Annotated in this window: 9 protein-coding genes and 1 pseudogene; 4 read left to right on the forward strand and 6 right to left on the reverse strand. The window is 47.0% G+C overall.

What is annotated here, in order from left to right:
- The 6 genes and pseudogenes from RMO27_RS03615 to RMO27_RS03640 form a co-directional block, all read right to left on the reverse strand.
- A pseudogene (locus RMO27_RS03615) lies at positions 1-372 on the reverse strand (ABC transporter permease); the annotation flags it as partial.
- Between the two features lie 47 nt (positions 373-419).
- The gene (gene galE, locus RMO27_RS03620) at positions 420-1421 is read right to left on the reverse strand and encodes a UDP-glucose 4-epimerase GalE (RefSeq protein ID WP_309729192.1); all 1002 of its coding nucleotides are present in this window, start codon (positions 1419-1421) and stop codon (positions 420-422) included.
- Between the two features lie 207 nt (positions 1422-1628).
- Positions 1629-1973, reverse strand: coding sequence for a hypothetical protein (locus tag RMO27_RS03625; protein WP_309729194.1), 345 nt, complete (start codon positions 1971-1973; stop codon positions 1629-1631).
- Between the two features lie 531 nt (positions 1974-2504).
- Positions 2505-4352: a tetratricopeptide repeat protein gene (locus RMO27_RS03630; protein ID WP_309729196.1), complete on the reverse strand. Its 1848-nt coding sequence runs from the start codon at positions 4350-4352 to the stop codon at positions 2505-2507.
- Between the two features lie 251 nt (positions 4353-4603).
- Positions 4604-5593, reverse strand: coding sequence for a hypothetical protein (locus RMO27_RS03635; RefSeq protein WP_309729198.1), 990 nt, complete (start codon positions 5591-5593; stop codon positions 4604-4606).
- Between the two features lie 189 nt (positions 5594-5782).
- On the reverse strand, positions 5783-6130 hold the full coding sequence (locus tag RMO27_RS03640; protein ID WP_309729200.1) for a hypothetical protein: 348 nt from the start codon (positions 6128-6130) through the stop codon (positions 5783-5785).
- Between the two features lie 537 nt (positions 6131-6667).
- Here RMO27_RS03640 and rplC point away from each other — a divergent pair.
- From rplC to rplB, 4 genes are all read left to right on the forward strand, one after another.
- Complete coding sequence (rplC, locus tag RMO27_RS03645; protein ID WP_309729202.1) at positions 6668-7306, forward strand: 50S ribosomal protein L3; 639 nt, start codon at positions 6668-6670, stop codon at positions 7304-7306.
- Between the two features lie 34 nt (positions 7307-7340).
- Positions 7341-7976, forward strand: a complete 636-nt coding sequence (rplD, locus tag RMO27_RS03650; RefSeq protein WP_309729204.1) for a 50S ribosomal protein L4 — start codon at positions 7341-7343, stop codon at positions 7974-7976.
- Complete coding sequence (locus tag RMO27_RS03655; RefSeq protein ID WP_309729207.1) at positions 7966-8271, forward strand: 50S ribosomal protein L23; 306 nt, start codon at positions 7966-7968, stop codon at positions 8269-8271. The genes rplD and RMO27_RS03655 overlap by 11 nt, the downstream gene beginning before the upstream one ends.
- Before the next feature lie 123 nt (positions 8272-8394).
- Positions 8395-9089 (forward strand): 50S ribosomal protein L2 (rplB, locus tag RMO27_RS03660; RefSeq protein WP_309729209.1); only part of this gene is annotated, 695 nt, incomplete at its 3' end.

Raw genomic sequence — 9089 nt, forward strand, 5'->3', positions numbered from 1 at the left:
GATCAATCGGGGAAAATAGACCTTGGAAATTAAATTGGAGTTACTAACCAAACTATTACTACAGCCAGTGAGCGAATTAGTAAAGAACTGCCACGGTAGAATCCCTGCAAAAATCATAATTGGCTGCGGCACGCCTTCTGAGGGCAGTTTGGTCAAACCGGCAAAGACCGTGAATACTACCATCGCGATAAATGGTTGAATCAATGCCCAAATTACCCCGATCGCGGTTTGCTTATACCTTACCAAGATATCCCGCCAAGCCAAGAAGTAAAATAACTCGCGATATCGCCACAGATCTTGCCAATACTGTCTTTCTGCTCGTCCCGCTTCGATGATCAGTTCCGGTCTAGCATCCGTGGTTTTTACATTCATAATCGAGACTATCTGTGGTTTCTATGCTGAATAAAGCCCGCTACTGACTATGAAAAATGGCGATGCTGGTGCCAATTCCAGGCATGTTTGATGATCGCCTTCAAGTCCGCATACTCTGGTTTCCAGCCCAAGATTTGACGCGCCTTATCGCTACTGCCGATTAGGGTTGCTGGATCGCCAGCCCGTCGGGGACACAAGTCGATCGCGATCTCTTTGCCCGTAACTTGTTTGGCGGTATCGATGACTTCCTTGACGGAGAAGCCATTGCCATTACCCAGGTTGAAGATTTGACTGACTTGATGTTCTAACAAGTATTCTAAGCCCAGGACGTGCGCTTGAGCCAGATCGGTGACGTGAATATAATCGCGAATGCAGGTACCATCTGGAGTCTCATAGTCGGAGCCGAAGACGGATATCGCCGCGCGTTTGCCCGCAGCCGCTTGCAAAATTAGCGGAATTAAGTGCGTTTCGGGGTTGTGATCTTCCCCAAATCGGCCATCGGGATCGGCACCAGCGGCGTTAAAGTAACGGAAAACTACTGACTTCATGCCGTATGCCGGATCGTAATCTTGCAACACGCGCTCGATCGCGAGTTTGCCCGCACCATAGGGATTGATCGGGTGCTGGGGATGCTGTTCGTCGATCGGAATGTACTGAGGATTGCCATAAGTGGCACAGGTCGAGGAAAAGATAAAGTTAGTGACTCCATGTGCGCGCATCGCATCGAGCAATGCGAGGGTGCCTACGACATTATTTTGCCAATATTTGGCCGGATCGCTGACCGATTCGCCCACATAGGCAAAAGCAGCAAAATGCATCACTGCTGTAATCTTATACGTAGTAAAAATTTTGTCGAGTACGGCACGATCGCTAATTTCCCCTACTACTAATTTAGCCTTGAGATGGGCTTCGACAGGTTCCCGGTGTCCATACACTAAGCTATCCAAGACAACAACCTGAAACCCTTTCGCTTCCAAAGCCTTGACTGCGTGAGCGCCGATATATCCAGCCCCACCCGTTACTAATATTACTCGATCGGCTGCATCCATAATTTCAGATCTTTAAATTCGATATAAGGTGATGTTCTAGGTCTAATACCTTAGTGTATGGTGCCCTAAACTAGCTGGTAAATCGCGCCAATATGCGATCAAATCGGGATCGTACCATCGTGGAGATCCGCTAAAAGACGGTAGTCGATTCACAGGATTACTGGTATATTTATATACAGTGAGGCTAGCGACTCGATCTCATGACAGTTAGCAGATGGTGTTAAAAGCTTTCACCCCTTGGTATTTCTTGACTCGTGCTTCTCTCCGTGTAAACTCACTGACCGACGGGTTGCCATTGGGATGAACGACTCCGGTCACGCGCTGCCAGAGTTCATCTGGAGCTAGCACTAGATCGTAGGTACGATCGCTAGTTTTGCAGACATAATACCATTTTGTGCGCTGACAGCGATCGCACCAAAAAGCTTCTAACCACTCACCTGTAATCGAGACAGTGGTGTGAAATTTGATCGAGATTTTGGCTGCCAACCGACCGATCCCCCGCGCCTCAAGCTGTTCTGGACGATCGGCAAACAAGTAATACTTTTTACTCATGCTATCCAAATAACACTCATGAATCGGACAGTAAATACTCCGCCGTTTCGATCTATTCCGTTTTTTGACACATTTATCCTGCACTTTGGCCTCCTTCGCTGAAATTAATGGCAGTGAATTGAAGGTTGCGGGGGAGAGACTGAGATCGAGAAGATCGTCAAAGCCCGCTCCAGTAGACTATCTGGCCTTGGGATCGATCTGCAATGAGGATGCAGATCGCAATCTGGTTGGGAACCTTGTGGGTCTATGTTAGCTTGAGATCTCGATCGATGTGGGTGTGTACCAAATATCCAGACCCTGCTGAATTTTATTCATCGCTGGGGACTATCGATCTTAGCCTCAGTGATATTAACTAGATTGAAGATCGAGAAGATGCTATCCGTAATTAATGTAGCATTTGTGTCCCTTCGCCCAAAATCATATCACATTAGTACTCTCTCCTCCGCGCTAGATTGAGGCTCATTTATAAATTTTAGAGCGAAGCCATCGGTTAATCACTACCTATCTAATAATTAACCTCCCGATCGATCTTTACTTCGTCCCTACTTTTTGCATCTTGTCGAGCAACGCTTGGGTCAGCGGTAGGTCAGACAGTCTATCGACTTGTCCAGTATTCACGACTTGCTGGAGAAAGTCAAGAAAATCTAGTTGCACTTTCTGGGTCTTCGGATGATTTGCGCCAAAATGTTGTGCTCTAATTGCCAGCGATCTCACGTACATTTGTTCGGCTTCACTATAGCACCGCATCGATTGGTATACAAAGGCTAAGTTATTCAGACTAGTGGCAATTTGCGGATGGTCGGTACCTAAATGCTGCTCCTTAATTGCCAGTGACTGTAGATATAGTGTCTTGGCCGCAGCGTACTGTTCGGTTTTGTAGTACAAGCTGGCCAGATTATTTAAGCTTTGAGCGGTATGGGGATGATTGAGTCCGAGCTGCCGTTGCCTAATTTCTAGCGATCTCCCGTACAGAGGTTCGGCTGCACTATAATCACCGATTTTGTAATATAGTACGCCCAAGTTGTTGAGACATTGAGCAGTGTGAGGGTGATCCTGCCCCAGTTGCTGTTCGTAGATACCTAGCGCGCGGGCATAAAGCGGCTCGGCGTCAGCATAGCGTTCGATCCGATAGTACAAACTGGCGAGATTATTCAGGCTTTGTGCGGTATGAGGATGTTCGCGCCCTAGCTGTGTTTCGTAAATCTGGAGCGCACGCAGTAACAGGGCTTCCGCTTCGGCGAATTTACCGATTTCATAGTATAAATTGGCCATTTGACCCAGATTTTGGGCTGTATAAGCATGACTAGCACCTAAGTGTCGTTCGCAAAGCTGGAGCGCACGGGCACACAACGGCTCGGCATCCTCATATTGCTGAAGCAATTTATATAAATCGGCCAGGTTTTGTAAATTAGGGATGATATCTACACAATCGGTGCCTAGTTCTCTTTCGCTAATATCTAGAGCGCGAATATACAGCGATTCCGCATCTTCATATCGCTCGATCTCTAAGTAAAAATTGGCAAGTTTGTTGAGGTTGTTAACTGTAGCTAAGTGGTTGACGCCAACTTTTTGTTCGTGAATTTTGAGCGCGCGAATATATAGTGATTCGGCTTGATCGTTTTGCCCCATTGCTAGATACAATCCAGCTAAGTCTTGCCAGATCTCGATGGTATCGAGATGACTGGCTCCGAGTTCGCTTTCGGAGATAGTATGGGCGCGCAGATACAAAGGTTCGGCCTCTGGATATCTGCCCATCATCAGATATAAGCCTGCTAAATGAGTCAAGCTTTGAGCGGTATCGAGATGATGGGCACCGAGCTGTTGTTCGCAGATTTGAAGGGAGCGGAGGTATAACGGCTCGGCTTCCGTATACCGTCCCATGCCAGCATACAGTTGCGCCAAACTATATAAACTTTGAGCCGTTTGCAGGTGCTTGTCACCCCACCGATCTTCACGGATGGTCAAGGAACGGGTGTAAAAAGGTTCGGCATCGGTGTAGCGACCCATCGATTCATATAATAGTCCGAGGTTGTTTAAACTCTGAACAGTGAACGGATGACTAATGCCTAACTTTTCTTCTCGGATCGACAAAGTCCGGGTATACAATGCCTCTGCATCGCTATATTTACCCATCGACTCGTAGAGAACGGCTAAGTTATTTAGACTTTGAGCCGTATAGATGTGATCGATCCCAAATTGTTGCTGGGAAATAGTTAGAGAGAGTGTATATAAGGCTTCTGCCTCGGAATGTTTATCCTGGGCATTGCCTCGCTGGGAGAGCATCGAGTCATACAAAATTGCTAGTCGGCTGGGATTGCCAATGTTGCGATCGAGCGATCCCACTGGTAACTGCTGCGTAGAATTTCGAGCCTCTTTCATACAAACACTTTAGATTTTTGATCTCAATATTACTATATTCGATCGAATTTGCCTCGTCTAGTCAATCCAAGTACAAATACTGAGTTAAGTCAGAATTTACAGCAATTATTCAAAGAATATACTGAAATTAAAGTGTGCAAATGATGAAATTTGACAGGCAGATCGGTAAGTTTCTAGTCATTATTCAATCTGTGTCAAATTCTTGCTAAAATAATCCAACCCGAAATTGCCAGGAGATGTTGCCATGCTACTTAATGTTTGATTTTGACAGATGGTTGACTGTTAGCACTACGTTTTTGGCTAGTGTCTTCACGTTCTAGCGTCAGACTTTTTTTGGGTTTCGGTTTAGGCTGCGGCTCTTCTGTGGCGATCGTCCCCGGTAATGCTTGCAAAACTTGAATCTTTTCCTGATAAATGATTTTGCTATCTTTGCGAATAATCAATCGATTGGCCGCGATCGTGTAGTTAGTTTCACCATTATCGGCGGAGAATTGGGTGCGATCGTAATATCGCAATCTGAGCGTGATGCCCTGAGAGCCGTCTTTAGACAGTCCGACATAATGGGTCGGCATTTTTGTACCACAGATATACATTAAATAGCTTTTGGACGTCGCTCGATACAGAATTTTCGTGCCATCGGGACAGACAAGGTTATCATCACTGCTGACTTCACCGACAACACTCACAATCCCATTCGTCGCAGTTGGCGTTTTACTCTTACTCGGCGGAGTTGGTGTTTTGGTCAGTTTCGATCCCACATTCTCGATCGCGATCGCGCCAAAGTTCCTAAACTTGGTGGTGGTATTGATCCCACCACTAAGCGGAATTTGGAGCAAGGCAATTTGAGTGAGGTTGGTCGGCACTTTCGTGAATACAAATGTAGCCTTGACTGGTACATTTTCAATTAGCTCGGTTCTGATTGTATTATTTTCACTATTGCGATTGGCCAATTGCAAGCTAGTCGGGTAGTATTCGTTACCTTCAAAATCAACGAGCTTGATATTATTGCCATTGATGTCGATCGTCCGATCGCTATTTTTGCTAGTTAAGGTGGCCTTGCAGATCAATTCCTGTAACTTATGACTACACTCTCGAACGACAATTTTAATTCGATCGTCTTCATAGGTAATCGGATTATTTTTGACAGTTTTAGTTGGCACTTGGGCTAACAATTGCTGTGGGTACAACCAAGCACACAACAGTCCGCACCAGCTCATTTTGACAAGTAATTTGGTAGTCATGCTAGTAATTGTAGATGCCTGCTAATTTTTGGGGATATTATATCATGACCGATTCCAATAGTTTCGAGCCAATAGCCACCAATTTGTATTGAATTTTACATTAGGATACTGCCATTCTAGTCAGATATTAATCACAACTGAGCTATCTAACTAGGTGGTGGATAATTAAGTATTTAACAGATAGCAGATTTAGCCAAATTGTTCCATAAACCTTTCGACATCTTCGATAATCCGTGTCAGTTCGGTTTCGCTACTGAGTCGAATCCGATCGTCGCGCAATGTAATCGATACCTTGGCAACGAATACATTCGCCCAGATATTTGGGTTACAGAAGATCTCCAGAAATACATCGCCGGTATATTGATATTCGATCAGTGGCTGTGGCGTCAGTTTGCCCCCACTATTTGACTGAGCGGCTTTGGTTTTGAGTACGCCCACGATCTGATTGAGTTTTGATTGTAATTCTTGAGCCGCTGGAGCTGAAAAGCCACAGGAGACAGAACCACTAGCGACATTGAGTACCAACTGTGATGCCATAATTTGGAGCTGCGATAAAAGTTAATTGCATCTTATCGTAGCCGCCGCAATCGCATCCTGTTATTAAGTCTCGATCGTATTAAGTCTTGACAACTGTCTGCGTTGGATTGAGTACCTATCCCAAGTTATTGCTCCCACTCGATTGATCGCGACAATCTGCACCAGCACGCGAGCAGAGACTCGATCAATATCTAGACAACCGAGATTACCTAGTGTAGACTTGTAGATCGTGGTGTAAAACTTCCAGCTAACTGTAGCTGCGACTGCGGTGAATCGGCTCAAATAGATACTAGGCAGCAATCTGCTTCAGTCTTTTGCAGCAATTAATACGATTCCCGATCGATCCATTTCCCTTTGAAAGTGCGTTACGAGTGAAGACTTATCGCATCTGCGGCAACAAAATGTGTGTGCGAATACACATTTAGCTGCTAAAGTTAGCTGGGCTGGTCGATCGAGCCGAACCCACAGATGGACGCGCCTGCCGGTGGAAGTCCATCAAGATCCTGATGTCTCAAATATAAGGAACGTTATCAAACCGTGTCTATCGGTATTCTCGGCACCAAACTCGGCATGACCCAAATTTTCGACAAAGAGACAGGGAGAGCAATTCCTGTCACCGTCGTTCAAGCCGGACCATGTACGATTACTCAAATCAAAACTCAAGCCACTGATGGTTATAACTCCATCCAGATCGGCTTCAACGAAGTCAAAGAAAAAGCTCTCAACAGACCAGAGCTAGGGCACCTCAAGAAAGCTGATGCGCCACCACTGCGGCACCTCCAAGAATTTCGGGTCGATAGCACCGACGATTGGACGCTCGGACAAGAAATCAAACCAGATATATTTACAGTCGGTCAAATCATCGATGTGACCGGAAATAGTATCGGTAAAGGTTTCGCAGGTTGGCAAAAACGCTGGAACTTTGCGCGAGGTCCAATGTCTCACGGTTCTAAAAATCACCGCGAACCTGGTTCGACTGGTGCGGGTACCACTCCCGGTCGCGTCTACCCTGGTAAGAAAATGGCAGGACGATTGGGTGGCAAACGGATCACGATTAAGAAATTAGTAGTAGTTCAGATCGATGTCGAGCGTAACGTTCTCCTGATCGAAGGTTCCGTCCCTGGCAAACCTGGTGCACTTCTACGGATCGTGCCTGAAGTCAAAGTCGGTAAGTAGTCACACACAGTAGATCGGGAGATAAAAAATAGTTATGGCTAATTGCGTCATTCGCAACTGGCAAGGCGAGGAAGCTGGCTCCGCCACCCTCGAATTGGCCGTTGCCAAAGAAGAGAATGCTTCTCACATCGTCCACCGCGCCCTGATTCGGCAGACAAATAACGCTCGTCAAGGTACGGCTAGTGCCAAGACTCGCGCCGAAGTTCGCGGTGGTGGTCGGAAACCTTGGAAACAAAAAGGTACCGGACGCGCGCGGGCGGGTTCGATTCGGTCTCCGCGCTGGCGGGGGGGTGGGGTAATTTTTGGACCAAAACCCAAAGATTACAACATGAAAATGAACCGTAAAGAGCGGAGACTCGCTCTGCGGACGGCATTGATGGGTCGGATCGAAGACATTATTGTAGTTGCTGATTTTACAACCAATGTCGCTCAACCCAAAACCAAAGAGTTCGTCCAAGCGATGACTCGGTGGGGTGTCGAACCAGATAGTAAAGTTTTGGTGATCGTCGCCGAGGTTGAAGACAATACCTTGTTGTCGATCCGCAATATTGCCAAAGTCAAAATGATTTCTGCGTCGGGGCTAAACGTCTTCGATCTCCTGAATGCAGACCAGATTGTCGCTACTGCTGAAGCGATCGCCAAAATCCAGGAGGTTTACAATGACGATTAGAGTTGCTGACCGCGATTTACCAGATTTAATCCGCAATGTCATTGTCACGGAAAAAGCCACGACGATGATGGAGCAAAACAAATACGTCTTCGACGTCGTGCCGCAGGCAACTAAGCCCCAAATTAAAGCCGCGATCGAATCCTTATTCAATGTCAAAGTTAAACGGGTAGATACTCAAAATCTCCCCCGCAAGACTCGTCGCGTCGGTAAGTTCCTCGGTGCCAAACCTCGCTACAAACGGGCAGTCGTCACGATCGTTGAAGGTCAAGAGATTATCCTCTTCCCTGAAGTTTAAGTAGTTGGGAGTTGGGATTTCGGAGGTCGGAGTAAACATTGAGTAGTTTTAGCTCGTGTTCTCCTCGTCTCCCCATCTCCCCATCTCCCCTAACCTCCACCCTCTACCCCCTACCCTCTAATTATGGGAACCCGTTCTTATCGGCCATATACGCCCAGTACTCGCGAAACCGTAATTTCCGACTTTGCGGAAATTACCGTGGGTAATCAGCCGGAAAAATCACTCGTTTATAACAAGCACCGCGCTAAAGGGCGCAACAATCGCGGTGTGATCACCAGTCGCCGTCGCGGTGGCGGTCACAAACGTCTCTATCGGCAGATCGATTTCCGTCGTCAAGACAAAATCAACATCCCCGCCCGCGTAGCGACAGTAGAATACGATCCCAACCGGAATGCTCGGATCGCCCTGCTGTTCTACAAAGATGGCGAAAAACGCTACATTCTCCACCCAGTCGGATTGGAAGTCGGCACCGAAATTATCACTGGGCCAGAATCGCCCTTTGAAATTGGTAACGCTTTGCCGCTGATCAATATCCCCTTGGGTACCACTGTCCATAGCGTCGAACTGACTGCTGGCAAAGGTGCACAAATCGCCCGTTCTGCTGGTGCTGCTGCACAACTAGTTGCTAAAGAAGGCGACTATGTAACTCTGAAAATGCCTTCTGGAGAAGTCCGGATGGTACGCAAAGAGTGCTACGCTACCATCGGTCAAGTCGGCAACACTGACGCGCGGAACACTAGTGCTGGTAAAGCCGGTCGGAACCGCTGGAAAGGTCGCCGTCCGAAGGTCAGAGGTAGTGTCATGAACCCTTGCGATCA

The organism is Chamaesiphon sp. OTE_75_metabat_556, assembly GCF_031378165.1.
In the GTDB taxonomy this organism is placed as follows: Bacteria; Cyanobacteriota; Cyanobacteriia; order Cyanobacteriales; family Chamaesiphonaceae; genus Chamaesiphon.

Bases quoted from the DNA above. Each gene is read 5' to 3' on its own strand.
- RMO27_RS03625 (WP_309729194.1), bottom strand. From the start codon at position 1,973: ATGAGTAAAAAGTATTACTTGTTTGCCGATCGTCCAGAACAGCTTGAG.
- rplD (WP_309729204.1), top strand. From the start codon at position 7,341: ATGGCTAATTGCGTCATTCGCAACTGGCAAGGCGAGGAAGCTGGCTCC.
- RMO27_RS03630 (WP_309729196.1), bottom strand. From the start codon at position 4,352: ATGAAAGAGGCTCGAAATTCTACGCAGCAGTTACCAGTGGGATCGCTC.
- RMO27_RS03640 (WP_309729200.1), bottom strand. From the start codon at position 6,130: ATGGCATCACAGTTGGTACTCAATGTCGCTAGTGGTTCTGTCTCCTGT.
- RMO27_RS03635 (WP_309729198.1), bottom strand. From the start codon at position 5,593: ATGACTACCAAATTACTTGTCAAAATGAGCTGGTGCGGACTGTTGTGT.
- galE (WP_309729192.1), bottom strand. From the start codon at position 1,421: ATGGATGCAGCCGATCGAGTAATATTAGTAACGGGTGGGGCTGGATAT.
- RMO27_RS03655 (WP_309729207.1), top strand. From the start codon at position 7,966: ATGACGATTAGAGTTGCTGACCGCGATTTACCAGATTTAATCCGCAAT.